The 24332-nt window shown below is 70.4% G+C and carries 19 protein-coding genes; 8 read left to right on the top strand and 11 right to left on the bottom strand.

Translation table 11 applies throughout. The features are described from left to right. Nucleotides 1-18: 18 nt before the first annotated feature. Both CMC5_RS33210 and CMC5_RS33205 read right to left on the bottom strand, forming a co-directional pair. A complete protein-coding gene (locus CMC5_RS33210) occupies nucleotides 19-1203 on the bottom strand; it encodes a glycosyltransferase family 4 protein (protein ID WP_082363013.1) in 1185 nt (394 codons plus the stop codon). Continuing rightward, the gene (locus tag CMC5_RS33205) at nucleotides 1200-2384 is read right to left on the bottom strand and encodes a glycosyltransferase family 4 protein (protein WP_063796393.1); all 1185 of its coding nucleotides are present in this window, start codon (nucleotides 2382-2384) and stop codon (nucleotides 1200-1202) included. Before CMC5_RS33205 ends, CMC5_RS33210 begins: the two co-directional genes overlap by 4 nt. 140 nt (nucleotides 2385-2524) lie before the next feature. Here CMC5_RS33205 and CMC5_RS33200 point away from each other — a divergent pair, with 140 nt between their 5' ends. Then, nucleotides 2525-3373, top strand: coding sequence for a hypothetical protein (locus CMC5_RS33200; RefSeq protein ID WP_245677961.1), 849 nt, complete (start codon nucleotides 2525-2527; stop codon nucleotides 3371-3373). Here CMC5_RS33200 and CMC5_RS46695 read toward each other — a convergent pair. Then, a complete protein-coding gene (locus CMC5_RS46695; RefSeq protein ID WP_218920118.1) occupies nucleotides 3370-3732 on the bottom strand; it encodes a hypothetical protein in 363 nt (120 codons plus the stop codon). The two genes, CMC5_RS33200 and CMC5_RS46695, sit on opposite strands and share 4 nt — an antisense overlap. Nucleotides 3733-3985: 253 nt before the next feature. Continuing rightward, entirely contained in the window at nucleotides 3986-5557 is a 1572-nt protein-coding gene (locus CMC5_RS48740) for a TAXI family TRAP transporter solute-binding subunit (protein WP_050434156.1), read from the bottom strand. 173 nt (nucleotides 5558-5730) lie between these two features. Between CMC5_RS48740 and CMC5_RS33185 the strand changes: the two genes are divergently transcribed. Beyond that, nucleotides 5731-7716 carry a hypothetical protein gene (locus CMC5_RS33185; RefSeq protein WP_082363011.1) on the top strand — a complete coding sequence of 662 codons (1986 nt, stop codon included), beginning with the start codon at nucleotides 5731-5733 and terminating at the stop codon, nucleotides 7714-7716. Nucleotides 7717-7812: 96 nt separating this feature from the next. Beyond that, on the top strand, nucleotides 7813-8493 hold the full coding sequence (locus tag CMC5_RS48025) for a CAP domain-containing protein (RefSeq protein ID WP_050434154.1): 681 nt from the start codon (nucleotides 7813-7815) through the stop codon (nucleotides 8491-8493). Nucleotides 8494-8604: 111 nt separating this feature from the next. Here the strand turns inward: CMC5_RS48025 and CMC5_RS33175 are convergent, their stop codons facing one another. Then, nucleotides 8605-9072 carry an SRPBCC family protein gene (locus tag CMC5_RS33175; protein ID WP_245677960.1) on the bottom strand — a complete coding sequence of 156 codons (468 nt, stop codon included), beginning with the start codon at nucleotides 9070-9072 and terminating at the stop codon, nucleotides 8605-8607. Nucleotides 9073-9471: 399 nt separating this feature from the next. Here CMC5_RS33175 and CMC5_RS33170 point away from each other — a divergent pair, with 399 nt between their 5' ends. Both CMC5_RS33170 and CMC5_RS33165 read left to right on the top strand, forming a co-directional pair. Beyond that, nucleotides 9472-10752: a cytochrome P450 gene (locus CMC5_RS33170; protein ID WP_156339046.1), complete on the top strand. Its 1281-nt coding sequence runs from the start codon at nucleotides 9472-9474 to the stop codon at nucleotides 10750-10752. Nucleotides 10753-10880: 128 nt separating this feature from the next. Further along, nucleotides 10881-11411 carry a hypothetical protein gene (locus CMC5_RS33165; RefSeq protein ID WP_050434152.1) on the top strand — a complete coding sequence of 177 codons (531 nt, stop codon included), beginning with the start codon at nucleotides 10881-10883 and terminating at the stop codon, nucleotides 11409-11411. Between the two features lie 526 nt (nucleotides 11412-11937). Here the strand turns inward: CMC5_RS33165 and CMC5_RS33160 are convergent. Both CMC5_RS33160 and CMC5_RS33155 read right to left on the bottom strand, forming a co-directional pair. Beyond that, entirely contained in the window at nucleotides 11938-12828 is an 891-nt protein-coding gene (locus tag CMC5_RS33160; protein WP_050434151.1) for an NAD(P)H-dependent flavin oxidoreductase, read from the bottom strand. A gap of 52 nt (nucleotides 12829-12880) precedes the next feature. Next, a complete protein-coding gene (locus CMC5_RS33155) occupies nucleotides 12881-13336 on the bottom strand; it encodes a DUF3052 family protein (RefSeq protein WP_063796392.1) in 456 nt (151 codons plus the stop codon). Nucleotides 13337-13719: 383 nt separating this feature from the next. Between CMC5_RS33155 and CMC5_RS33150 the strand changes: the two genes are divergently transcribed. Beyond that, nucleotides 13720-14532: a phosphate/phosphite/phosphonate ABC transporter substrate-binding protein gene (locus tag CMC5_RS33150; protein ID WP_050434150.1), complete on the top strand. Its 813-nt coding sequence runs from the start codon at nucleotides 13720-13722 to the stop codon at nucleotides 14530-14532. Between the two features lie 123 nt (nucleotides 14533-14655). Here CMC5_RS33150 and CMC5_RS33145 read toward each other — a convergent pair whose 3' ends face one another. Then, nucleotides 14656-15330 carry a TetR/AcrR family transcriptional regulator C-terminal domain-containing protein gene (locus CMC5_RS33145; protein WP_050436275.1) on the bottom strand — a complete coding sequence of 225 codons (675 nt, stop codon included), beginning with the start codon at nucleotides 15328-15330 and terminating at the stop codon, nucleotides 14656-14658. Nucleotides 15331-15521: 191 nt separating this feature from the next. On the opposite strand from CMC5_RS33145, the gene CMC5_RS33140 reads away from it, so the two are divergent. Together CMC5_RS33140 and CMC5_RS33135 are read left to right on the top strand one after the other, a co-directional pair. Further along, nucleotides 15522-16082, top strand: a complete 561-nt coding sequence (locus tag CMC5_RS33140) for an ester cyclase (protein ID WP_156339045.1) — start codon at nucleotides 15522-15524, stop codon at nucleotides 16080-16082. Further along, nucleotides 16082-16873: an MBL fold metallo-hydrolase gene (locus CMC5_RS33135; protein WP_050434149.1), complete on the top strand. Its 792-nt coding sequence runs from the start codon at nucleotides 16082-16084 to the stop codon at nucleotides 16871-16873. The genes CMC5_RS33140 and CMC5_RS33135 overlap by 1 nt, the downstream gene beginning before the upstream one ends. A gap of 118 nt (nucleotides 16874-16991) precedes the next feature. On the opposite strand, the gene CMC5_RS33130 is transcribed toward CMC5_RS33135, so the two are convergent. The 3 genes from CMC5_RS33130 to ettA all read right to left on the bottom strand — a co-directional run bounded on the left by CMC5_RS33130 (nucleotide 16992) and on the right by ettA (nucleotide 24274). Further along, nucleotides 16992-21410 carry a translocation/assembly module TamB domain-containing protein gene (locus CMC5_RS33130; protein ID WP_050434148.1) on the bottom strand — a complete coding sequence of 1473 codons (4419 nt, stop codon included), beginning with the start codon at nucleotides 21408-21410 and terminating at the stop codon, nucleotides 16992-16994. A 22-nt stretch (nucleotides 21411-21432) separates the two neighbouring features. Next, nucleotides 21433-22455, bottom strand: a complete 1023-nt coding sequence (locus CMC5_RS33125) for an endonuclease/exonuclease/phosphatase family protein (RefSeq protein ID WP_050434147.1) — start codon at nucleotides 22453-22455, stop codon at nucleotides 21433-21435. A gap of 139 nt (nucleotides 22456-22594) precedes the next feature. Then, complete coding sequence (gene ettA, locus CMC5_RS33120; protein ID WP_063796391.1) at nucleotides 22595-24274, bottom strand: energy-dependent translational throttle protein EttA; 1680 nt, start codon at nucleotides 24272-24274, stop codon at nucleotides 22595-22597. Between the last annotated feature and the right edge of the window lie 58 nt (nucleotides 24275-24332).

Genomic DNA, 24332 nt, shown 5'->3' with positions numbered 1-24332 from the left:
CAGGAGCCCCGCAGTTCGCTACCGCCGCGCGAACCGCCGACAGGCGTCCTGAAGGATCGCCCAGTACCGATCCCCCACGTCATTCCACGACAGCGACTCCACCGTCCCGCGCAGCGCCTCGGGATCCCACGACCGATCCGCCGCCTCCGCGAGTGCCTTCGCCAGCGCCTCCGGATCCTCCGACGGCACCAGGACCCCGCTCCCCCCGTCGCCTTCTCGCACCAGCTCGGGCACCCCGCCCACGCGCGACGCCACCACGGGCCGCCCCGAAGCCAGCGCCTCCAGCACCACGTTCGGGCACCCCTCGCGCCGGCTCGGCAAGCAGAACACATCGCACGCCGCCATGTACCCGGGGATGTCCTTCGGCAGCGCCCACCCGAGCAACCGCACCCGCTCCCCCAGCCCCAGCGCAGCCGCCCGCGCCTTCAGCGGCTCCAGCAGCGGCCCTCCACCGACGGTCAGCAGGTGGATGTCCTTTCGCCCCATCTGGTCCAGGCGACCCATCGCCTCGATCAGCACGTCCACCCCCTTCTCCGGCAGGTGGTAGCCCGCGTAGAGCACCAGCTTCACCCCCTCCGGCACCCCCAGGCGCGCGCGCTCCGGCCCCTTCTCCTGCGGCGTGAACCGTGCCCCATCGACCGCGTTGTGCAGCACCGCCACCCGCTCGTGCGGCACCCCCAGCTCCTCCACCCGCTCCCCGAGCGCCGCGCTCACCGCGATCACCGTCTGGCACCGTTGCAGCGCGCGCGCGATCTGCGGCCGCAGCGCCGGCCAGTTCGCCGCCTCGTTCACATCGCTCCCCAGCACCGTCGTCACCAGCGGCGTCCGGTACTCGTCGGCGAAGCGCGCCGCCGCTGCCGTGTCCGGGTAAGCCCACGCTGCCAGCAGCACATCCCAGGGGAACTCCTTGCGCATCTCCGACAGCAAGGGCCGCAGCGAGTGGAACACCGCCGTCGCGTGGAGCTGCGGCATCTTCGGCACCGACCAGTAGCTCGGGAACACCGCCTCGATCCCCGTGTGCGCCTCGCGCGGCGCCCGGATCAGCTCCAGCGGCGCCTCGCGCGCCCGCGCCCACCACGCGATCGGCGCCACCAGCCGCACCTCGCAGTGACGGGCGAGGGCGCGGTACGTCTGCTGACTCCACGGCGCGACGGTCGGCTCCCGCCGTGACGGATAGTGCTGCGTCAGGACCAGCACCCTCACGTCGCGGACCCTCGCTCGGAGCCCGCGCTACTTCCCGTCGCGCGCCGCCCAGCCAGCCCGATCCGCGGCGACTCCAGCACCCGCAGGTAGAGATCCTCGTACTTGCGCGCCATCTTCGAGAACGAGAAGTCCTCTTCCACGCGCCGCTTCCCGCGCTGTCCCATCGCCTTGCCCACCTGCGGATCCTCCGCCAGCCGCCCGATCGCCTCGGCCAGCGCCCGCGGATCGTCCACCGGCACCACCAGCCCGTGCACGTCGTCGGTCACCACCTCCGGCACCCCGCCCACCGGCGTCACGACCACCGGCAGCTCTCGCGCCATCGCCTCCAGGATGCTCAGCGGCAGCCCCTCCATCCGCGACGGCAGCACGAAGAAATCCATCCCGGCCAGCAGGTCCGGCACGTCCTTCCGGAAGCCCAGGAACGTCACCCACTCCGGCCCGAGCTTCAGCTCCTTCGCCAGCGCGTGGATCCGATCCCGCTCGTCCCCGTCGCCGGCCACCAGCACCCGCACCCGCGTCTCCGACATCCGCGGATCGGCCGTCGCCGTCAGCTCCAGGTCCTCGTCGCGCAGGATCGCCAGGGCCCGCAGCAGCACATCGTGCCCCTTCACCCGGTGGAACGCCGCCGGGAAGATCCCCACGTACTCGTTCCCGAGCTTCAGCTCCGACCGCACCTGCTCCCGCGTCTTCTTCGCGGGCGGGATCTCGATCCCGTTATGGATCGCCGTGATCTCGTCGACCACCCCGACCGCACCGCACCGATCGGCCGTGTCCTGCGAGCACCCCACCACCGCATCGGCCTGCCGCCACTCGTACTGCGACGGCACCCGGATGATCCCGCGCGTCTGCGCGTGATCCGTGTACACCAGCCGCGACCGCGTGATCAGCTTCCCCAGCGTCGCGTAGTGCAGCGACGTCGGGTTGTGCGCGTGGATGATCTGCGGCCGCGCCACGCCGAACGCCGCCGCCGCGCGCGCCAGCCGCTCGATCTTGTTCCCCTGGAGCACCGTCGCCGGCAGCCCCCGCTCCCGCGCGAGATCCTCCAGCGGCCCCGGGCGCAACGCGAGGATCGAGGCGTCGTGCCCCTGCTGCCGCTGCACCTCCACGAGACGCAGCACGAAGTGCTCCATGCCTCCACCTTGAAGGCTGCTGACCGTGTGCACGATACGGAGCTTGGGCATCCGTTCCTGGTAGCCGAACCGCCGCGCGTCCGGAAGCCCCAGCGGCCCCGAGGCCGGCCCGTCCCCTCTTGCCCCACGCCGCGCTGCCAGGGTACTTACGGCGCATGGATCAGCAGCTCCGGGGACTGATCAGGGACACCGTGAGTCGGGTTCCGGGCGGGGAAGCAGCGGCGAAGCTGGTGATCGTCCAGGCCGAGACCCTGATGGCGCTCGCACGGAGGCGCCTCAACGACGATCCCCCGCCGGTCCCGGACGCCGTGACCCCGCAGGAGATCCCCTCCGTGGCCGAGCTGGGCCCGGGCGATCGGGACCTCGCCGAGATCGATCAGGACGGCTTCACCTTCGCCTTGCACCCCGCGGACGAGCCGTTCTTCAACCGCCGCACCGAGAAGTTCCCCCGCCTCCGCTACCGCTTGCACGTCGTGCTCTACCGCGGCCGCGTCTGCGTGCGGAAGCAGTTCCTCGGCATGCCCGAGGGCGTCGCCATCGGCCCGCGCCTCTGGAGCCTCTCCGGCCTGTTCTTCTTCACCGAGGCGGCGGCCCTGCTTCGCCTCCGCGCCGCCGGCTTCGTCCCGGTGCTGCGGGGCATCAACCCCGTCACCCGCACCCTGTACATGGACTACCTCCGCGGCGAGACCCTCCAGCACGAGCTGGCCAGCCACGGCGCCCGCCTCCTCGACATCGACCTCGCCACCACCGACCAGCTCTTCGACCCCGAGCGCGACCGCTGGGAGAGCGAGGCCTTCGCCCAGCACGGCGGCGCCCACCGCGACGGCATCGAGGCCATGGTCCGCACCATGAACCGCCGCGGCGTCGCCCCCATCGACGTCAAGCTCGGCAACGTCGTCATCGGCGCCAGATCCGGCGCCCTCTACTGGCTCGACTTCGAGCGCGCCGCCCTCGACGCGGTGCCCGGCTGGGAAGCCCAGCTCGCCGAGCACCACCGCCTCGTCGAAGCCCACTTCGGCATCCAGCTCGCCTCGCGCTAGCGCAGCCGCTCCGCGGACCCACGCCGTTCGTCGTGTGACTCCATCGGCATGCTCGGACAGGGCTGTCGAAGCTCCTGTCGGCTCGGCAGAGGCGCCTGCGGGTCACAGGGCGGCGGCGGTGGCGGCGGCGGAGGCGGCGGCGGTGGCGGTGGCGGTGGTGGATCGGTCGGACAGTCCTCCAGCGGGATCTGCCCCTGCAGTTCCATCGGCACGCTCGGGCACGGGCGTCGAAGGTCCTGCCGGCCCTCGCCGACGTCCGGCGCGCTGGCTCCCGGAACGATCTCCAGGTCCTCCTCGTCTGGGCCCCCTCCCGTCAGGCATGCCGCCGTGCCGAAGAGCAGCGTCACGGATAAAGCCATCGAGACGAACGTCGTGACTGTTCTCACCATGATTCCTCCCCCTGTGCTGGTGACGCGCGTGGACCAGACCGGATGGCCCGACCATCCCGTGCCCTCGTCGCTCTCGAGAGTTCGCTCGTGACGGTCGGAGCCGACAGTGCTGGTCGGTCAGCGTCTCCGGCCGTCGTGCCCCGGAAGTCCGACGCGCGCGATGAAGTGTAGCAGGCCGCGGCGGACCGACGACGCCGCGCCGCGCGCTACGGCGCGTCGGAGGCTACGGATCGCGTGACGTGCGCGACTTCGGCCGGATGGAGCTCTGCTCTGGAAGCACCTCCCGCTCTCCCGAGCGCCCCTCCTCTCGGCGCGGCAACGCCTCCCGCTCCCCCGAGCGCGCCGCCTCGCGTACCGGACGCGCCTCGCCCTCGTCCAGGCCTACCTCCCCCTCGCTGGACGGCCCCTCCGGCTCGCTGGACGGCCCGCGCTCGCTCTTCTCCGCCCCCTCACCCTGGCTCGACGGCTCCCCTTCGAGCTGACGCCGCACGTGCCCCAGGTGCAGGCGGAGCTGGTAGATGTCCGCCATCGACCACAGCGGCGCGCTGAGCTGCCCCAGCTTGCCCTCCAGCTCCTCCAGCGCCGCGATCGTCTTCGCCCGCTGCTTCGGCTCCGCCGTCTCCGAGAGCTCCTGCTCGGCGCGGCGCAGCACCTGGTAGTGCCGGTAGATCCTCGACCGGATCCGCCAGTGGTAGATCGGCTGCGCCAGCTTCAGCAGCGAGAACACCACCGTCAGCAGCGGCACCAGCATGAACTTCAGCCGGTCGACCATCGACGCCAGCCAGAACGGCAGGAAGCGGTACAGGAACGACTGCCCGTGCGTGAGGATGCGCCGCCCCTCCGGATGCACCGGGATCTCCAGGTTGCGCGGCGACGGGAACTCTCCGGGCGCGTCGAGCAGGTTCCCGCCCTCGTGCGTGATCACGGCTGCCTCCACCAGCAGCGGGATCAGCGCCGGGTGCAGCGTCTCGTTCGCGATCAGCGCAGCGGCCGGCGCGATCAGCGTGCTCGACTCGGGCGGGATGTTGCGCGCCAGATCGAACAGACCCTCGCTGACCGTCGCCGTGGTGAGGAACCGGTGCAGCCGCAGGTAGCTCTCGTGCTGCCGGAAGCTCAAGAGGTGGATCCCCTCCGAGCGGATCAACGTCTGCACGGGTTCGGCCCCGGGTCCGACCACGAAGAACGCCGCATCGAGACGCCCTTCGAGCAGCGCCTTCGCCGCCTCCTGATCCGGCAGCCCCAGCATGGGCACCCCCGCCTCCGCCTGCGACGCCAGCGTGATCCCGTTGTCTTCGAGCAAGCGCAGCGAGAGCGTCCGCGTGCCGCTGCCTTCGGGTCCGATGGAGAGCTGCTTCCCCACCAGATCCGTCAGCCGGTCGTAGCTGCGATCGCCCCGGTGGAAGATCCAGAGCGGCTCCCGGTACACGCTCGCGAGCGCCGACAGCCCGCGGGGTGGCTCGGACGGCGCCGCGCCCCCTTGCACGAACGCGACCGAGACCCCGCTGTCCGGATCGAGCAGGAGCTTCAGGTTCTCGGACGACCCCGCCGTCTCCCGGATGTCCAGGTGGATCCCTTCGTACTCCAGGATCTTCCGGTACGCCTCGGCGAAGGCGTGGTAGCGGCCCGTGCGCTGCCCGGTGGCGATCGTGAGCTGACGCGGTGGTGGTGGCTCGACGAAGAGGAGGTAGGTCCCCACCAGCGCGGCGACGCCGATGGCGAGGAGCAGCCCCCACACGCGCAGGAGTTCTTTCCGGTAGCTCTCGAAGGTCTCGCGGCGGAAACGCTTTTTGATCATCGGCTCGGCTGGGGCGAACTTTCCGCTCCTGGGTGACTTCGCCGGACCGCGCGTCGTGCGGGAACCCCGGCGGAGAGTGGATGTCTGGAGGCCCCATGATGGCCCGTGAGTCCCTGCGCAGGCGAGCCCTCCGCGCATCCTGGTCCCTTTCCGCTGCAGCCGGACTCGCCACGATGGCGAGTACCCCTGGCGCCCTGGCTTACGATGCCCTCTCGGCCCTGCGATCCGAGGCCCTCGTGGAGCAGAGCCACCGCATCGCGCTCAGCGTGGATCGAGGGCAGGCGTCGCTGGTCGTGCGGAGGACGGTGTTCAACGGTGGCCCTCGTCACGACGAGGCCACGTTCCTCTTCGATGTTCCTCGCGGCGCCGTCGCCACCGCGCTCGGCTCGCTCGGCGTCAAGGACGGCAAGCCCTTCTGGTTCCGCGGCGATCTGATGGAAGCCGAAGCCGCCGCGGAGAAGTACCGCGAGCTGACCGGCGTCGGCGGTTTCTACCCCAAGGACCCGGCGCTCCTCTCGTGGCGTGATCAGAGCCGTCTCGCCTTGCAGGTGTTCCCCTGTGCCCCGAACCAGCCCAAGACCATCGAGTACACGCTGAAGCTCCCCACCGAGTACCGCGACGGTCGCTACCACGTCGTGCTCCCGCGCCTCGGCACCGAGAAGCTCGCTCCGAGCGTGGTCGTCACGCCCGCGCGCGCCGGCGACCGGCTCTTCGTCGACGACAAGCCCGTACCGCCTGGCGCGGCGTTCACCCTCGGCCAGGACGACACCCACGTCTCGCTCGCTCCCGCGGGCATGCGGGAGATCACCGGCGCGCTCGCCGCCGTCCCCGTGGACGACGCGTTCACGCTGGTCCAGTTCGAGTTCGACACCCCGCCCAGGCTGTCGGAGCCACCCCGTAACGCGCGCGTCGTGGTCGTCCTCGATGGCTCCCGATCGCTGTCCGATGGCATGGCCGCAGGGGAAATCGCCGCCGCGCGCGCCTACCTGAGCCACCTTCCGGACGCTCTCGTCCAGGTACTCACCTTCGACCGCGAGGTACACGCGCGCCATCGTGGCTTCGTGCCCGCGTCCACCGCCATCGCCGATCTCGGCCGCATGGACCTCCGCACCAGAAACGGCAGCCGCGTCGACGACGCCCTTGCGCGCGCCGACGCCTTGCTCGCGGCCACGCCCCCTGGCCTGCCTCGCCGCATCGTCGTGCTCACCGACCTCCTCACCCGCTCCACCCTGACCCCCGAGCGCGTGGGCCCCTTGCTCGCGAAGAGCGGGGCCCTCGCCCACGTCGGCATCCTCCGCGGCGGCGCGCCCGAGCTCCAGCGCGACGACGACCATGCCTGGTCCAGGCCCATCCGCGCGACCGGCGGCCTCGTCTGGCACGCCTACGCCAGCGAGGAGCGCTCGCACGCGAAGGCGATGACGGCGGTCTACGAAGAGCTGGCGCGACCCACCCGGCTGCACCACGTCGACGTGCGTGCGCCGGGCCTCGATCTCCCGCTGCTCGTCGACTACGGCCTCCTGCCGGAGGGGCAAGGGATCGCCCACATCGATGTTCACCCGGCCAAGGCCTCCGCGACCGAGGTGGAGCTCCGCGGTGAGCTGTGGACGAAGCCCGTGAGCCAGGTGCTTCGCCCTGACGCCAAGCACGGCGATCGCTGGTCCGCGCTCGTCTTCGGCAGCGCAGCCGCCTGGCGCCTGGACGACGAACAGATGATGCCCCTCGCCCTGCGCGGCGGCGCCGTCTCCCCCGTGACCAGCTACCTCGCCATCGAGCCGGGCGTCCGCCCCTCGACCGAGGGCATCGAGCGGGAAGCGCGTGGTGGCTCCGTGGGCTTCGGCTCGGGAAGAGCGAGCGGGGTCGGGAGGGTCTATGGCGCCAAGATCCACTTCGATCACCTGGCGTACCTGCGCAACGAGCTGACGGCTGCCTTCAAGCAGTGCCCCGCAGGTGCCTCCACGGCGACCGTCGCCCTGGAGACCACCCGCGACGAGGTGGTGGACGTGACCTCCGTGCAGCTCGCGGGGCACGCCGCTGGCCAGCCCCAGGGGGCGACGGACACCGCCATCGCGCGTTGCCTCGAAGAGGCGACCTGGAACCTGACGCTACCCCTCCGCTTCGACGCCACCTTCGAGCGCTACGTGGTCGCCGTGACGCGCTGAAGACGTGGTCGCCGTGACGCGCCGAGACGAGCATCGCGGCGGACCCTCACTGCGCCGGGCCTTGTGGCGGTCTGCGGGCGCGTGAGAGCATGGTGCATGCTCCAAGCACGCGCGCTCTCGGGCCTCCTCGCCGTCTCGTCGCTGGTGCTGGCCGCCCTCGCGGGGTGCGGATCGGAGGGAGATGGCACGTCGCCGCGGGGTGAAGGCGGCGAAGGCGGCGCGACCAGTGGAACGGGCAGCGCGGGTGAAGGCGGCAATGACACGCCTTCGGGTGGCGTGGGCGGCTCGGACACCACCACCTCGGGGGGAGCAGGCGCCTCGGGCCCGGTGAGCGACGACGAGCCCGCGGAGATGAACGGCATGCTCGCCGCCCACAACGCCGCGCGCGCCGGGGTGAGCCCTCCGGCCTCCACCCCGATCCCCGCGCTCGCCTGGTCTGGCGAGGTCGCGGCCGTGGCCACCGCCCACGCCGAGCGCTGCGTCTGGGGGCACAGCTCCTCGCCCTACGGCGAGAACATCTACGCCACCTCGGGCACCGCGACGCCCACCCAGGTCGCGAACTCCTGGATCTCGGAAAAGAACAACTACGACTACGGCAACAACACCTGCAGCGGCGTCTGTGGCCACTACACCCAGGTCGTGTGGGCCGACTCCCGCCGCCTGGGCTGCGGCGTGGCCACCTGCACCACCGGCTCCCCGCTCGGGGGCGGCTCCTGGCAGTACTGGGTCTGCAACTACGATCCCCCCGGCAACTTCAACGGCCAGCGCCCTTACTGAGCCTTGCGTCGGTAGCGTCTGAACCTTGCGTCGGGAGCGCGTGCGGGCCGCGGTCTCTCCCCGAAGGACGCGACGCCGCCCAACGGGCGGGCGTCGTTCGTGGCCGTGGGATCAGGGGGCGCCGGACGAGGCGAGGAGGGCCGCGAGCCGGTCGAAGTTCTGCTCGTTGGCCTCTTTGATGAACGCGCCCACCCGCGCGACCTCCTGCGCCGAGTCGAACCGCAGGTGCCAGGTGACGCGCGTCCGCTGATCCTCTGCCTGGAGTGTCACCGTCATCGTGAAGCGATGCTCCGGCGGCTCGGGGTGGAGGAGCACGATGCGCTCGGGGGACGTGACCTCCACGAACTGCTTCGTCATCGGGTAGCTGTTGCCGTCGGGCGCGTGCATCACCAGACGCCACGTCCCGCCGGTCCGGAAGTCGAACTCGTGGAACGTGTTCGTGTACCCCCGCGGCCCCCACCACTGCGAGAGCGCCTGCGGATCGCTGAACGCCCGGAAAACAGCGTCGCGCGGCGCATCGAAGGACCGTGAAGAGACAATCTCGTGCGGATCGGTCATGACCACCTCGGGTTCAGCCACGAGCACCTCATCGCTCGAACGGTGTCGCGGCGTTCCAGCGTTCGCTCGTGCTGCACGGTACCTGCGAAGGGCGATCCTGAAAGGACCCTCTTCTGGTGCGGGTCGACTGGTGCGGGTCGACGAGGTTGGATGACGCGTCGCGTCTCCCGTTGCGGTCTCTGCGTCCTGCGTTCGAGGCATGCTTTCGGTGCGCTGTGATCCCTGGGTGGCGTACGGAGCGTGCGTCGGGCGGGTGAAGCGCACCGTCGTTGACGCGTCGTGAAGGCCCGTCCCTGGGCGATGACCGGCGACGCCATCGCCTGGCCTGCCCTGGCAGGCGCTCGAGCGGGCCTCTATGATCCTCGGAGCGCCGACGCGAAGCGGGGCGACGCCACGCTCGCTGCGCCGAGGGGGTCATCCATGGACAGGCGGTCGAGCTTCGAGGTCACGAGCACCAGCTTCTTCTCCGACCCCTACCCGACGCTGCGTCGGCTGCACGACGAGCGCCCCGTCTACTACCACGAGCCCATCAACGCCTGGTTCCTCGTCAAGTACGAGCACTGCGAGGCGGTGGTACGGGATCCGCGCTTCTCCAGCGTCCGCGCGCGCGAGCTGCTGCACACGCTGCTGCCGGCCCTGCGCGGCACGGAAGGCCTCGATGCGCTCGTCGCGCAGTTCTCCAGGCTCCTCTGGTTCGTGGATCCACCGCGGCACACCCAGCTCCGGAGCATGGTGAACCGCGGCTTCAGCGCGTCGGCCATCGAGCGGATGCGCGAGAAGATCCGGACGGTGGTCCAGCGGGCGCTCTCCCGCATCGGCGACGGCGGCGAGGTGGATGTGGTGGGCGATTTCGCCGACCCCATCGCGATCGACGTGCTCTGCGCGCTGTTCGGCCTCCCCGAGGCCGATAGCGACGTGCTCCGCGCCTGGACGAGCGACCTCGGGAAAGTGGCGGGCGCGAGCTGGGCGGACGGCACCGGAGGGACCGACGCGAAGGACGCCTCCTCGGCATTCGCAGCCTACCTGAAGGACCTCATCGCCGATCGCATCGCACACCCCGGAGAGGACATGGTGAGCCGCTTCCTCGAAGGCGCAGGGAGCGCGCCCGAGGACATCGAGGGGGTCATCGACCAGTGCTACCAGGTGATCGGCGCCAGCTACCTGCCCACCTGCAACCAGATCGGCAACGCCGTGCTGACCCTCCTCCAGCACCCTGGCGAGCTTCAGCGCCTCCGCACCACCCCGGAGCTGTTCCGATCGGCGGTGGAGGAGATCCTGCGTTTCGAGCCGAGCACGCTCACCACGAACCGCATCGCGAGCGAGGACATCGAGCTCGGTGGTGAGCGCATCCTGCGCGGCCAGCTCGTCTTCCCCGTGCTCGCCGGAGCGAACCGCGACCCCGCAGTGTTTCCCGAGCCCGAACGCTTCGACATCGGCCGCCGTGGCGCCCGGCACCTGACGTTCAGCGTCGGCCCCCACTACTGCGCAGGCGGCGCCCTGGTGCGCATGCAGCTGGAAGAGGCGCTGCAGGCGCTCCTCACCTTCGACACCTGGGAGCTCGCTGGCGCTTGCGACTTCCGTGGCTCCGGCCTGCAAGATCGAGGACTTGCCACCCTGCCCGTGCGTTTTTCCAGGCGCCCTCGGAGCCCACGAGCTGCACACGGGGCGCTCGAGTCGGACCTCGCGCTGCTGGAGGTCTGAGCGGCTCCGGGGTTCGCCGGATTGTTGGCCCTTCTCAGAGAGGTGAGCAAGGGTCCACGGCGCCACGCACCCGCGCTCCCGGAGCGTGCTTCGCGCGGAGAGCTTCTTCAGCCTCGAGGTCTTTCGCCATGCCCCTCCGCACGCCCCGCGTCTGGTTCGCCGCCTCGCTCCTCGCCCTCGCCGTCTCCGCGTGCGGGTTCTCGACCAGCCTGGCGCAGCGCTTCTCGGATGCGGCCAACGAGATGAACACGGCGAGCCACTTCGGCCGCATGGACATCGCGATGGAGCACGTGAGCGTGAAGGCGCGCGACACGTTCTTGCGGGAGCGTTCGGCCTGGGGCCGCGAGATCCGGGTCGTGGACCTGGAGCTGGGGGGCCTCAACGTCATCTCCAAGGAAGAGGCCGAGGCGCGGATCAACATCTCGTGGATGCGCGCCAACGACCCCATCATTCGCACCAGCGAGATCCTTCAGCGCTGGACCGAAGAGAAGGGTCGATGGTTCCTGGTGAAGGAGGAGATCGCGTCGGGCGACGAAGGGCTTCTGAAGAAGGACGAGGGAGGCGCCTCGAAAGGGGGCCCTGCGGCCCAGAAGACCGAAGCGAAGCCCGCCGCTCCGACGCACCTGCGGAGAGAGCGGCTGGTGATCCGGGAGGAGTGAGCGCGGCGGTGTGCGGTGTCCGGATGGCTTCCTGCTGAGTGTAATCAAGGTTACGCGGGAGGCGGGGTAGAGCGGGGGACGACGCGCCGAAGTCTTCGAGACGAGCGGTTTTCCGGCGCAAACGGGCCCTCGAAAGTTCGGGACGAGCGTTGCACCAGTGCATACGGGTTCCCGACGTTTCGGGGCGAGCGTTGCACCAGTGCAAACAGGTTCCCGACGTTTCGGGACGAGCGTTGCACCAGTGCAAACGGGTTCCCGACGTTTCGGGACGAGCGTTGCACCAGTGCAAACAGGTTCCCGACGTTTCGGGACGAGCGTTGCACCAGTGCAAACAGGTTCCCGACGTTTCGGGACGAGCGTTGCATCAGTGCAAACAGGTTCCCGACGTTTCGGGACGAGCGCTGCGTCGAGGGAACACACGTCCCGACGTTTCGAGAAGCGCGTCGGGTCAGGGGAGCGGACGCTCACGGCTCGGCGGGCCAGTGCGGCCTACCGTGGATGAGGGTCGGGCGCCGGGGGCTGGGCGTCAGCCGAAGCCTTTGAGGACGTCGTGGGCCTCGCGGGCCAGGTCCTCGACGATGGCGGAGATGGGCTTGATCTCGTGGATGAGGCCCACACCCTGGCCGGCGCTCCAGATCTCTTTCCAGCGCTTGGACCCCTCGGGGGTGCGGTCCGGCGTGAAGCCTTCAGGGACGGTGTCCTTGATGAAGTTCGCGTGGATGCCGGAGATCTGGTCCGTGTACAGGATGTCCTCGGGGCCGACGGCGACGACCTTCTCCTTGTAAGCGTCGCTGGCGCCGCACTCGGTCGAGGCGATGAAGCGGGTGCCGATGTAGCAAAGCTCGGCGCCGAGGCTCAGGCTGGCGACGATCTGGCGGCCGTCGCTGATGCAGCCGGCGGCGAGGATGGGGACCTTCAGCTCTTCCTTGAGCCAGGGGATGAGCACGTACGGGGAGATGCGCCCGGCATGGCCGCCCGCGCCGGCCGACACGCCGATGATGGCGTCGACGCCTGCGGCGACGGCCTTCTTACCGTGGGCGAGGCTGATGACGTCGTGGAACACCAGCATCTTGTGCTCGTGGGCGCGCTTCACCAGCTCGGTGGGGTTGCCGTAGCTCGACAGGAGCACGGGGACCTCGAACTCGATGCAGAGGGCGAAGTCCTGCTCGATGCGCTCCTTGGGGGTGAGGCCGAGGGTGAGGTTGATGCCGAAGGGGCGGTCGGTGCGCGCGCGGATCCAGGCGAGATCTTCGCGGAGCTTCTCGGCGGTGCGCGCGTTGAGGGAGGGCATGCAGCCGAGCACGCCAGCCTCGGCGCAGGCGACGATCATCTCGCGGTTGGAGATGATGAACATCGGTGCGGCGACGAAGGGGTAGCGCAGGCCCAGCTTCTTCGAGAGCGGGGTGTCGAGCTTCATGCGCCGCAGCGTACCCGGGCGCGGGGAGTGGACAAGACGTTCGCGCGCGGCGCTAGGCGGAGGAGGACTTCGTGGTCGTCGCCCGCGTGTCCGGGGCGACCTTCGAGCCGGCTTTCCGCGTCACGGTGGCCTCGGGCTTCCAGCGCAGCGCCGACCAGGTGTCGTCGATCGAGACCTGCGAGACGGGGCCCCAGCCCGCTTCCTCGACGACGTCCCAGCCGTGGTCGCGGGTGATGTCGGTCTTCACGCCGGAGCTCTTCTTCGGGTAGGAGATCCAGAGCACGCCACCTTCGCGAACGGCAGCGAGCGCGCGCGGTGCCTTCTTCGCGAGGTCCTTCGCCTCGCGGACGAAGAGGTGCACGACGTCGAAGGTGCCCTTCGCGGTCGTGGAGAGCACGGCGCCCTCGGGCAGCGGAGCGAGACCGTCGGTGTACCCGTCGGGCGCGTCGAGCACGAGGACACGGCTCTCGGGCTTGATCTGGAGCTTCTTGGCGAGTGCGTCGAGCATGGGGTCGCCGACGAGGCTAGCAGGTGAGCCCAGCGCCGACGCGCGTCCGAGACCTCGGTTCGGTGCGCCGGCGTCGCTGTGCGCGGGCTTGCGTGCGGCACATCGTGAAGGTCGCGCTGCGCTGTGCGCGGGCTCGCGTGCTGTCGCGCTCTGGCTCGCGTGCTGTCGCGCTCTGGCTCGCGTGCTGTCGCGCTCTGGCTCGCGTGCTGTCGCGCTCTGGCTCGCGTGCTGTCGCGCTCTGGCCCGCGAGGGATGTCGGACGCGAGGGGCCCGGATCAGTTTGTCACCGCAATGTCAAGGGAGCTTCTTCGTCGATCCTGCCCGATCACGGTGCTCGCAAATGCCTCGTGCGTGCTAGCGTCGCCGGCCGTGCGAGGCACGGAATGAAGGATATTTTCCTCCTGGTCGGAGCGGTGGCCAGCGATCCCAAGGGGGTCACCCTGTGGGAGAGCTTCCGCGAGCATTTCCGAGAGCACGGCGTCATCCTCGATTTCGCCCTGTTCTCCACGTACGAGCGGCAGGTCGACGCGCTCTTGCGGGGCCACATCGACATCGCCTGGAACAGCGCGCTGTCCCACGTGCGCGTGAAGCGGGCGACGGACGGGCGCTCCAGGACGCTGGCGATGCGCGAGATCGATCGCGACTTCCACAGCAAGATCCTGGTGCGGCGCGAGGCGGGGATCCGCTCGCTGGACGGGCTGCAAGACAAGGTGCTGGCCGTGGGGAGCGGGGACAACGCGCACAGCCGGCTCTTGCCGCTGCATTTCTTGAGGCAGGCGGGCGTGGACGTGGGGCGCATCCAGCTCCTCGGCTTCGACCACGATCTCGGCAAGCACGGCGACACGGCAGGCGCGGAGCTGAGCGCGCTGGCAGCGCTGCACGATGGGCGCGCGCAGGCGGCGGCGATCGGGGACGCGGTGTGGCACGCGGAGCACAGCCAGAGCCGCATCGATCCGCACCGGGTGGATGTTCTGTGGACGACGCCCGCCTACGACAACGCCGTGTTCGATGCGATGCCGTCGATCTCGGAGGCGCACGCGGAGGCGTTCCAGCGCTGCCTGGTGAGCATGATCTGGAAGAATCCGAAGCACCGGCGCATCTTCGAGGCCCTCGGGCACAAGCAGTGGCTGGCAGGGCGCGATGATCGGTACAGCGCGCTGGACGCGGCGGTGTCGGCGGAGCTGGTCGCGGGCTGAAGCGAGGCGGGCTGAAGAGAGGCGAGCTGAAGAGAGGCGAGCTGAAGCGAGGCGGGCTGTCTCGGGGACAGTGAGGCGCGGTGTGGCGCCCCCGTGCTTGTGTGTCGGGGGTGCTGAGCCGGGTCACCGTCGCTGACGGGCCGTCGCGGCCTCGATGAGGAGGTCGACGGCGAAGTCGAACTCCTCGCGGTGGTCGCACCGGGCGAGGTGCGGCGCGGCCTCGGTGAGCGCGGGAAGTCCGGCGTTCTCCAGCACCTGGCGACGGCGCGCGATCCCCTCGTCGTCGCTCACGCCGAAGGTGGGGTCTGCGCTGGCCTCACGGAGGAGGGTGCCGATCGCCATCGCGAGGAACGACCGGAGCAGGTGCACGGCTTCGTCGGGAGGGAAGCCGGCCCGCAGGAGCGCCGAGACGACGGCCTCGGTCGGCGCGAGGCTGGCCAGGGAGGAGAGCTGGCGCGTGAGGACCAGCGTGGCGGCCTGGGGGTGCGCGAGGGTGGCTCGCCGGAAGGCCTGCGCGATGGCGCGGAGGTCGTCCGCGAGTGCGCCCGTGGGCTCGGGGAGGCGGATGTCCGTGAGGAGGTGCTCGGCCACGGCGTCGAGCAGGCCCTCCTTGCCGTCGACGTGGTTGTAGAGGCTCTTGGCGTCGACGCCCATGTGACCCGCCACGGAGCGCATGCTGACCGCGGCGGCGCCATGGGCGTCGATGACCTCCAGGGCGGCGTCGAGGATCGCCTGGCGCGAGAGCCGCTCGGCGCCCTTCGGAGGTCGGCCTCGGCTGGGTCGGGGACGCTTGATCACGGGCACACGATGCCCACCCCCTTGCTCGAAGTCCACGCTGTGGATAAACGTAAATCCACGCCGTGGATAAATCGCGGTGAAGGGAGGAAGGGGATGCCGTTTCCCTGGGGAACGAGGGATGTCGTCGAGCTTGCGCGCACCGCGCTCCACCCCGTCGAGGGGGGGCCGAGGACCCGCGCTGGAGGTCGGGCATGAGCCGGCTGGAGATGCCGAGCGTGGAGGTGCTGCGCGCGCGCGAGAAGCTCGTGCTCGACCACTTTCACGAGGAGGTCCGTCAGGACTGGGATGCGGTGCTGTCGACGTTTCCCCATCCGCACTACGAGCTGGTCGCCACCCTGAAGGTGCACGAGGGCGACCGCGCCGTGCGGGACTACTACGCGGCGACGCGCGTGGCGTTTCCCGATCAGCACCACGAGATCATCGCGCTCAGGCACAGCGCGGACGCGGTCATCGTCGAGTTCTGGCTGATGGGCACGCACACGGGGCCGCTCGGGGCCATCCCGCCGACGGGGGGGCGGCACCGGACGCGGATGACCGCGTACTTCATCTTCGACGGCGAGGAGCGGCTGGTCTGCGAGCGGGTCTACTTCGACGCGCTGACGATGCTGAAGCAGCTCCTCGGGAGCCTCGATCTGAAGAAGCCGCGGAACTGGCCGCTCGCGATCCGGGCGCTTCGAGGGCTGCTGACGATGTCGAGCACGCCGGACCCGCGGCTGCTCCAGACCACGCCGCCGGATCTCGGGGAGGGGTGATGCGGGTTCACCATCTCAACTGTGGCTCGATGCAGCCGGTGGCGACGCCGGAGGGGCTCGTCTGCCATGTGCTGCTCCTGGAAACGAAGAGCGGGCTCGTGCTGGTGGACTCGGGGTACGGGCTCGTCGACATCGCGGACCCGCGGGGGCGCATCGGGCCGACGCGGCGCTATGTGCGGCCGCGCTTCGACCCCGAGGAGACGGCCATCCGCCAGGTGGAGCGGCTCGGCTTTGCGCCACGCGACGTGCGCCACGTCCTGCTGACGCATTTCGACGCGGACCATGTCGGAGGGCTGTCGGATTTCCCGTGGGCCGAGGTGCACCTGACGGCGGCGGAGGCGTTCGGGGTGCTTCATCCGCAGCTCCTCGTGGAGCGTGAGCGCTACCGGCCGGCGCAGCGCGCGCACGGTCCCAGGCTGGTCGAGCACACGCCTGCGGAGGGGGAGGCGTGGCGGGGGTTCGGGGGGGCGAAGGCGCTCGACGCGATCGATCCCGGGATCGTGCTGATCAGCCTCCCGGGGCACACGCGCGGGCACGCGGCGTTCGCCATCGACACGGGGTCGACGTGGATCCTCCACGTGGGGGATGCGTTCTACCACCGCGCTCAGCTCGGAGAGGTGGGCAAGGTGCCGCTGGCGCTGACGGCGATGGAGCGGGCGGTGGCGTTCGACTGGGCGAAGGTGAAGGCGAACCACCAGCGGCTCGCGGCGCTGTGGGCGGAGGCGGCGCCGGATCTGGTGCTGGTCAACGCGCACGATCCGGCGCTGCTGCGGCGGGCGCAGGAGCGCTGAACCCGGGGGCGCAGGAGCGCTGAGCCTGGGGCGCAGGAGCGCTGAGCCTGGGGCGCAGGAGCGTTGAGCCCGGGGTCGCCGCCGGCCACCGAGCGCGGTGGGCCGGGGCGCGCGCGGGTCACTCGAACTCGAGGCGCCAGCGGAGGTCGGCGCCGAGGTTGCCGAGGGCCGAGCTGGAGATGTCGTTGGCGTTGTCGTAGGAGGCCTGGACGCTGACCCGCTGGTTGAGGCGCCACTCGATGCTGGAGCGGACCTCGCGGTTCTCGCTCAGGCCGGTGGTGACGTTGGCGCGGAACGAGTCGGTGATGCGCTTGCCGACGGTGACGTTGGGCTCGCTCCTGCCGGTGCGGGAGGAGTAGCCGGTGCCGAAGCGGAACTCGTCGATGATGGGGACGATGGTCTTCACGGCCTTGTCGGCGCCGGTCAGCGTGGAGAGGGCTTCGAGGCCGACGGTCTCGCCGAGGGAGGTGGCGAGGCCGCGGTCGACCTCGGCGCGGGTCATGCCGAGCGTGAGGAGGAGGACGATGTCTTCCTGGCTCAAGGCGGGGTCGCTGGTGAGGCCGAGCTGGAGGTTCTCGACGTCGCCGTGGGCGTGCATCTTGATGCGCCACTGGCCGCCGATGCTGGCGTCGGCGCCGGTGCCGGTGGCGGCGGTGGCGGTCGGGTTCGCGGTGGCGCTGGCGGTGTAGCGGCGGTACTCGGTCTCGGCGCGGACATCGACCTTGGGGGCGATGCGGTAGGGGTCGGTGAAGGCGACCGAGCCCTCGCGGACGTCGAACTGGGTGCCGCGGAGGTTGAGGATGGAGCCGGGGAGGATGCGCAAGCTGCCGCGGGCGCCGAAGCGCTGGTTGGTGCCCGAGAGGGAGAGGCCGGGCTGGGAGACCTCGAGGCGCATGTCGACGAGGTTGTTCGAGAAGCGCAGGGGTTTTGGCGAGACGACGGTGACGGCGAAGCGGATGGCGTCGCGCGAGGGGTCGTAGGTCTCGACGCTGGTGCGCTGGCGACCGGCGAGGGCGCCGAGGTCGACGCTGAGGGCGATGGGGCGGGTGTAGCTGAAGGAGACGAGCGAGATCTTGCCGCGGATGTCGGGGAGCTCGCGGTTCTCGCCGTCGTCGAAGGAGGGCTTGAAGCTGGCGTCGAGGTCGGCGTCGGCGGTGAGGTTCACGCCGTCGGCGACGGGGAGCTTCACGCCGCGGGCGAGGATGGTGGCCTGCGCGGTGCCGAGGGTGAGGCCGCGGATGGGCATGCGGCCCGTGGCGAGGACGGTGCCGCCGCCGAGGCGCGCGGAGGCGCGGGTGAGGCGGACCTCGCCGCCGCCGATGGTGATGCCGACGTTGAGGTCGTCGAGCGGGGTCGGGAGGCCTTCGATGTCCAGCTCGCCGCCGCGGAGGTCGACCTCGCCGGCGTACTTGAGCGAGGTGAGGGGGCCGCTGATGTTGAGCTGGCCCTGGACGATGCCGCTGGCGCGCCGGAGGGAGGGGATGTCGGCGGCGAGGCGGTTGAGGTTGGTGGGGGCGATGCGGACGTCGAGGCCCAGCTCGGGGGCAGTGAGGACGCGGCGGACCTCGCCGCCCGCGGCGAAGCCGATGGTGAGGCCGGAGCGGGCACGCCAGGCGAGGCGGAGGTTGGGGACGCGGAGCGTGTTCTGGGCGAGCCGGATCGGTCCGCTGGGCTCGACGAGGCTGAAGCGCTGGCCCTCGCGCTCGATGGAGAGGGCCTCGATGGCGGCGGTGACCGTGGCGCGCGAGGGGTCGGAGAGCTGGAGGCGGCCGATGTCGACGCTCGCGGTGAGCGAGCCCTTCGGAGGTGCAGCGGCGAAGGCGACGCCCGGGATGAGGTTCGCCAGGGTGCCGAGGTCGAGCGCGGCCATGTGCACCTTGCCGGTGACCACCATGCGCTCTTGCTGGGTGAGGTGCAGGCCGTCGAGGCCGACCTGGCCGCCGAAGAGGGAGCCGTCGACGACGATGTCGCCGGAGGGGAGATCGAGCTGGTACTCGGCGAGGTCGAAGGGGGCGCCGATGGCGTTGCCGCACTTGCTGCGGCCGATGATCTTCGGCGGGGTGCCGGTGGGGCGGAGGGTGACCGAGAGGCGCGAGGTCGGCAGGGTGGAGGGGCCGATGCGGAGCCGGGAGAGGTGGACGTCGGCGAGGGCCTGGAGGCGGGAGAGGGTGCCGCCCAGGGATGCGGTGAGGGAGACGGTGCCGTCGAGGCTCTGGCCGAGGGAGCCGATGGCGTCGAGGCGCTTGAGGGGGACGCCGCTGGCGATGACGCTGCCCTGGAGGAGGGCGCCGTGGCGGACCTGGGCGCTGGCGAGCACCGACCCGCCGCCCTTGCGGAGCGCGGCGGAGCGGATGTCCATGCGCATGCCGTTCTCGCTCGCGAGCTGGTCGTCCCAGATGAAGTCGAAGTCGACGTCGCCGTCGTCGAACGTCTCGCCGAGGAGGGTGACGTTCGTGAGGCGCAAGGCGGCGCCGAGGCGGAGGTAGCCGCCGCCGCAGCGGTCCTCGCGCCCGCCGAGGGCGAAGTGGACGCGCGCGGTGCCCTGGGCGACGCCCTGGTAGCCGGTGTAGCGCGGGTCCTCGTGGAGGCCGAAGATGTGGAAGAGGTCGCGGAGCGAGAGGCCGGGGGCTTCGCGGGTGTCGATGTCGGCGTCGAGGAGGACGTCGGCGCCGGCGTCGAAGTCGAGGCGCAGGGTGGTCGCCTTGGCGAGGCTCTTTCCGTGGAGGATGCGCGCGTTCTGGAGGGTGAGGACGAGCGGCTCGAACTCGATGCGCTCGGGTTCGAGGCGGCCGATGTCGAAGCCGGCGATCTGGAAGCCGTCGATGACCGCGTCGGCGACGATCTTGGGGTGCTCGAAGGGGCCGCGCGCGGTGACGCGCTTGAACTGCGCGAGGCCGCGGATGTCGAGGGTCTCGACGAGGGGGCCCAGCTCGGCGAGGTCGATGTGCGAGCCGTTGAAGATGTCGATGGCGAGGACGCCCGCGAAGCCGAGCGCGACATTGGTGCGGACCAGGGAACGGGAGGCTGGGGTCTCGATGGTGAAGTTGGAGAGGACGACGGCGTCGGGCTTGATCTGGAAGACGCCGCGGACCTGGCCTTCGGGGACGCCCATCATGCGGCGGCGTCCAGGCTCGCTGGGGTGGCGGTCGAAGACGTTGAAGTCCCGGGTGTCGACGCTGAGGGGGCCGACGAGGGAGAGGGGGTTCAGCGTGCCGCTGAAGTACTCGAAGGTGCCCTCTTCGAGCAGCCACTGGACGTGGGCGCGAGGGTGCGCGTCGAGGTCGCGGAGGAGGCCGTTCAGGTCGACGCGCTCGATGCTGATGGGGCCCGCGGTGAGCTTGATGCCAGGGGCGAAGGGCTGGAGGGCGGCCTGCTCGATGCGAATGTGGCCGTCGGCCCAGTCCGCCTCGACGTCGGTGAGGCGGATGGTGTCCTTGAGGATGTCGACCCTGGCGGAGAGGAGGGAGGAGAAGACCTTGCCTTCGAGTCCTGCGCTCTCGGCGATGAGGTTGCCCTCGACGCGCGGGAGCTGGTCGCCGGCCTGGTACTCGGCTTCGAGGTCGACGGAGACGGCGCCGCTGACGTAAGGGGCGTCGACGAAGCGCTGGACGATGCCGACGGGGGCGCGGAGGCGGACGCGGCCACTCGCGGCGGTGGGGATGTCGGCGCCCGCGGTGCCGACGCCGGCCACGCGGATGGCGCCCAGTTCGAGGGCGAGGGCGCGCCAGTCGTTCGCGGGGAGGCCGCAGTCGGGCGCGGTGCCAGGGTCGGCGTCGAGATCGACGGAGCCTTCGAGGGTGAGGCGCCGGACGAGCACGCTGTGAGGCTCGACGCGGATGCGGGTGTCGAAGCGGCAGATGACGTCCTCGTCCACGCTGTCCTCGTACGCCTCGCGTCCCGGGATGGCGTGGGTGCGGGTGACGGTGGCGAGGCCGCTGCGGAGGGCGATCTCGAAGGTGTCGCCGCTCTCGGCGGAGACGTCGAGGTCCAGCTCCCGGGTGGTGGCGTGGACGCCCTCGATGGTGAGGTCGAGGTGCGCGTCGGTGATGGCGAGGGACGAGAAGGGGGCGCGCGTGGGCCCTTCGCTCTTCGGTGCGTTGCTCTCGGGCAGGCGGAGGGCGAGGTTCTGCAGCTCGCCGTTCTCGACGACGATGCGCACGCGCGGGCCGAGGATCTCGATGTCACCGGCGTCGATCTGGCCCGCGAGCAAGGAGAAGAGGCGAGGGCGGACGGCGACGTGCTCGACCTCCAGGACCGGGGAGCCGCCGTCCGAGGCGTCGAGCCGCACCTCGTCCAGGGCGACCTGGAGCGGCCAGAGCTTGATGCTGACGTCGTAGCGCGCGGTGAGGCCCAGCTCGCGCTGGAGCAGCGCGGCGGTCTCGGTGGCAGCCCAGGCGCGGACGAACTCCAGGCGGACCAGGACGCCCAGGGTGAGGGGGATGGCGCCCAGGATGGCGAAGACGACGCACAGGAACCGGGCGAAAGTGCGCCCGAAATCGCGTTTTCCGCGGCTCGGACGGCGCTTCGCCTTCAGCATGGGCCGAGCTTAGTACATCAGCTCAGGGGGCGCTCACCGTGTACGTGGCCATGACGGGCGCGTGGTCGCTGGCGTCGTCGACCTCGCCGCTGTGGAGGATGCGGGGCGAGTCGGGCTGGAGCATGCCGCGGAGGATGGGGTTCACGATCTGGTGATCGACCTTCTCCAGCGTGCCCTGGTAGTTGTACGTCCAGCGATCGGCCGAGGGGACGAGCATGCCGATGTTCTCGAAGGCGCCGCTGCCGCTGCCCTCGACGGCGCGGACCGTGGGTGACTCCGGGAGGTCGTTGTAGTCCCCGAGGACGGCGATGGCCGCCGTCGGGTCGGCCGCGGCGATCTCGTCGGCGATGGCGCGGGCGCGCTGGGCCTCGGCTTCCCGCTTGTCCTCGTTGCTCTGCGAGGCCTTGGAGATGAAGTGGACGCCGAGCAGGACGACGTGCCGTCCCGCGTGGGTGATGTGCACCTCGACCGCGTCACGCGCGAAGCGGTAGTTGGGCCCGTTGGTGCCCACCTTGGTGAACATGTCGTCTTTGTGGGAAACGGTGCGGTCGATGGGCACCTTCGACAGGGTGCCGATGTTGATGCCGCGGATGTCGTTGCTCGGGATGAGGGCGTGGTGCGGGTAGGCGCCGCCGAGTTCGTCCTCGTTCAGCTCGCGGAGGATGCGCAGGTTCTCGACCTCCTGGAGCACGGCGACGTCGGGATCGAGCTGGCGGAGCACGGCGCCGACGGCGGCGCGCTGGGCGCGGTAGTTGGTCGTGGAGACGACGATCTCGGCGGAGGCGTTGCTGTTCTTCTGGTCGTCGAAGAAGTTCTGGGTGTTCCAGTTCAGGACCTTGAGGGGCTCGGTGACGACCGGGCCCGTGGCGCCGCTGCCGCCATCCCCGCCGCCACCGCCCATGGCGCCAGCGCCGCCATCTCCGCTGGTCGCCGTGGAGGTGCTGCCTGCGGGCTGTCCCCCGACCTCGACACGGCAACCACCGGCAGTCAGCAGGGCGAAGGTGAGGAGGAGGCCCGCTGTCCGACGGCTGGAAAACCGAAGCATTTTCCAGTTATCACGGGCGTCTGCGGAGGCGCCAAGGGGAAAACACGGATGCGTCGGTGCAGTGAAGGTCGACGCGCCGCGTCAGCTCACGGCGCGCTGTCCCTGGCAGCCGCGGTGGGCTGTTCGGTGCGGCTTCTGGTCAGCCAGAGGTGAGCTTGCGGTAGCGGAACTTGCGCGGCTCGTCGGCCTTGGCGCCGAGGCGGCGCTTCAGGTCGGCCTCGTAGTCCTGGTAGTTGCCCTGGAACCAGACGACCTTGGCGTCGCCCTCGAACGCGAGGATGTGCGTCGCGATGCGGTCGAGGAACCAGCGATCGTGGCTGATGACCACGGCGCAGCCAGCGAAGTTGAGGAGCGCTTCCTCCAGCGCGCGGAGGGTGTCGACGTCGAGATCGTTGGTGGGCTCGTCGAGGAGGAGGACGTTGCCGCCGCGCTGGAGGAGCTTGGCGAGGTGGACGCGGTTGCGCTCGCCGCCGGAGAGGTCGCCGACCTTCTTCTGCTGGTCGCTGCCAGCGAAGTTGAAGGACGAGACGTAGGCGCGGGAGGGGACCTCGCGCTTGCCGACGAGGATCTTCTCCTCGCCGCCGGAGATCTCCTGCCAGACGTTGTTGGTGGCCTTGAGGGCGTCACGCGACTGATCGACGTAGGCGAGCTGCACGGTCTCGCCGATGAGGAGCTCGCCGGCGTCGGGCTGTTCGAGGCCCATGATCATGCGGAAGAGCGTGGTCTTGCCGGCGCCGTTCGGGCCGATGATGCCGACGATGCCGCCGCGCGGGAGGGCGAAGTTGAGGTCGTCGATGAGGAGGCGATCGCCGAACGCCTTCCGGAGGCTCTTCGCCTCGATGACGTTGTTGCCGAGGCGGGGGCCCGCAGGGATGTGGATCTCGGTGATCTCGGGGCCCTTGCTGGCCTTTTGATCCTCGGCGAGGAGGGATTCGTACGCGGCGAGGCGGGCCTTGCTCTTGGCCTGGCGGGCGCGAGGCGCCATGCGTACCCACTCGAGTTCGCGTTCGAGGGTGCGCTTGCGCGCGGAGTCCTGCTTCTGCTCGGATTCGAGGCGCTTCTTCTTCTGTTCGAGCCAGCCGGAGTAGTTGCCTTCGTACGGGATGCCCTGGCCGCGATCGAGTTCGAGGATCCAGCCCGCGACGTTGTCGAGGAAGTAACGGTCGTGGGTGACGGCGACGACGGTGCCTTCGTAGTCCCCGAGGAAGCGCTCCAGCCAGGCGACGCTCTCGGCGTCGAGGTGGTTGGTGGGCTCGTCGAGGAGCAAGATGTCCGGCTTTTCGAGGAGGAGGCGGCACAGGGCGACGCGGCGCCGCTCGCCACCGGAGAGGTGGTCGACGAGGGCCTCGGGCGGAGGGAGCTTGAGGGCGTCCATCGCGCGCTCGATGACGCGGTCGATCTCCCAGGCGTTGGAGGCGTCGATCTTGTCCTGGAGGACGGCGTACTCTTCGAGGAGGGCCTCCATGTCCGGGGGATCTTCGCCGAGCTTGGCGCCGATCTCCTCGAAGCGGGTGAGGAGGCCGCGGGTGGCGCTGACGGCAGCGTCGACGCTCTCGCGGACGGTCTTGCCGGCTTCGAGCTGGGGTTCCTGCTGGAGGAAGCCGATGCGCGTGCCCTCGGCAGCCTTGGCCTCGCCCAGGTAGTCCTTGTCGACGCCCGCCATGATGCGGAGCAGGGTGCTCTTGCCGGCACCGTTGCCGCCGAGGACGCCGATCTTCGCGCCCGGATAGAACGAGAGCCAGAGCCCTTTCAGCACCTCCTTGTTCGGGGGGTGGACCTTCCGGACGTCCTGCATCGTGAAGATGAACTGGGGAGCCACGTCGCTACGCCTGCCTTTTGCTGCCCGGAGGCGGTGCTGGGCGGCACGTCGCCGGGTC

The organism is Chondromyces crocatus, assembly GCF_001189295.1.
GTDB lineage: Bacteria > Myxococcota_A > Polyangia > Polyangiales > Polyangiaceae > Chondromyces > Chondromyces crocatus.
This window is presented reverse-complemented; position numbering and strand designations above follow the sequence as displayed.

Bases quoted from the DNA above. Each gene is read 5' to 3' on its own strand.
- CMC5_RS33205 (WP_063796393.1), bottom strand. From the start codon at position 2,384: ATGCCCAAGCTCCGTATCGTGCACACGGTCAGCAGCCTTCAAGGTGGA.
- CMC5_RS46695 (WP_218920118.1), bottom strand. From the start codon at position 3,732: ATGGCTTTATCCGTGACGCTGCTCTTCGGCACGGCGGCATGCCTGACG.
- CMC5_RS48740 (WP_050434156.1), bottom strand. From the start codon at position 5,557: ATGATCAAAAAGCGTTTCCGCCGCGAGACCTTCGAGAGCTACCGGAAA.
- CMC5_RS33185 (WP_082363011.1), top strand. From the start codon at position 5,731: ATGGCGAGTACCCCTGGCGCCCTGGCTTACGATGCCCTCTCGGCCCTG.
- CMC5_RS48025 (WP_050434154.1), top strand. From the start codon at position 7,813: ATGCTCCAAGCACGCGCGCTCTCGGGCCTCCTCGCCGTCTCGTCGCTG.
- CMC5_RS33170 (WP_156339046.1), top strand. From the start codon at position 9,472: ATGGACAGGCGGTCGAGCTTCGAGGTCACGAGCACCAGCTTCTTCTCC.
- CMC5_RS33165 (WP_050434152.1), top strand. From the start codon at position 10,881: ATGCCCCTCCGCACGCCCCGCGTCTGGTTCGCCGCCTCGCTCCTCGCC.
- CMC5_RS33160 (WP_050434151.1), bottom strand. From the start codon at position 12,828: ATGAAGCTCGACACCCCGCTCTCGAAGAAGCTGGGCCTGCGCTACCCC.
- CMC5_RS33155 (WP_063796392.1), bottom strand. From the start codon at position 13,336: ATGCTCGACGCACTCGCCAAGAAGCTCCAGATCAAGCCCGAGAGCCGT.
- CMC5_RS33150 (WP_050434150.1), top strand. From the start codon at position 13,720: ATGAAGGATATTTTCCTCCTGGTCGGAGCGGTGGCCAGCGATCCCAAG.
- CMC5_RS33140 (WP_156339045.1), top strand. From the start codon at position 15,522: ATGAGCCGGCTGGAGATGCCGAGCGTGGAGGTGCTGCGCGCGCGCGAG.
- CMC5_RS33135 (WP_050434149.1), top strand. From the start codon at position 16,082: ATGCGGGTTCACCATCTCAACTGTGGCTCGATGCAGCCGGTGGCGACG.
- CMC5_RS33130 (WP_050434148.1), bottom strand. From the start codon at position 21,410: ATGCTGAAGGCGAAGCGCCGTCCGAGCCGCGGAAAACGCGATTTCGGG.
- CMC5_RS33125 (WP_050434147.1), bottom strand. From the start codon at position 22,455: ATGCTTCGGTTTTCCAGCCGTCGGACAGCGGGCCTCCTCCTCACCTTC.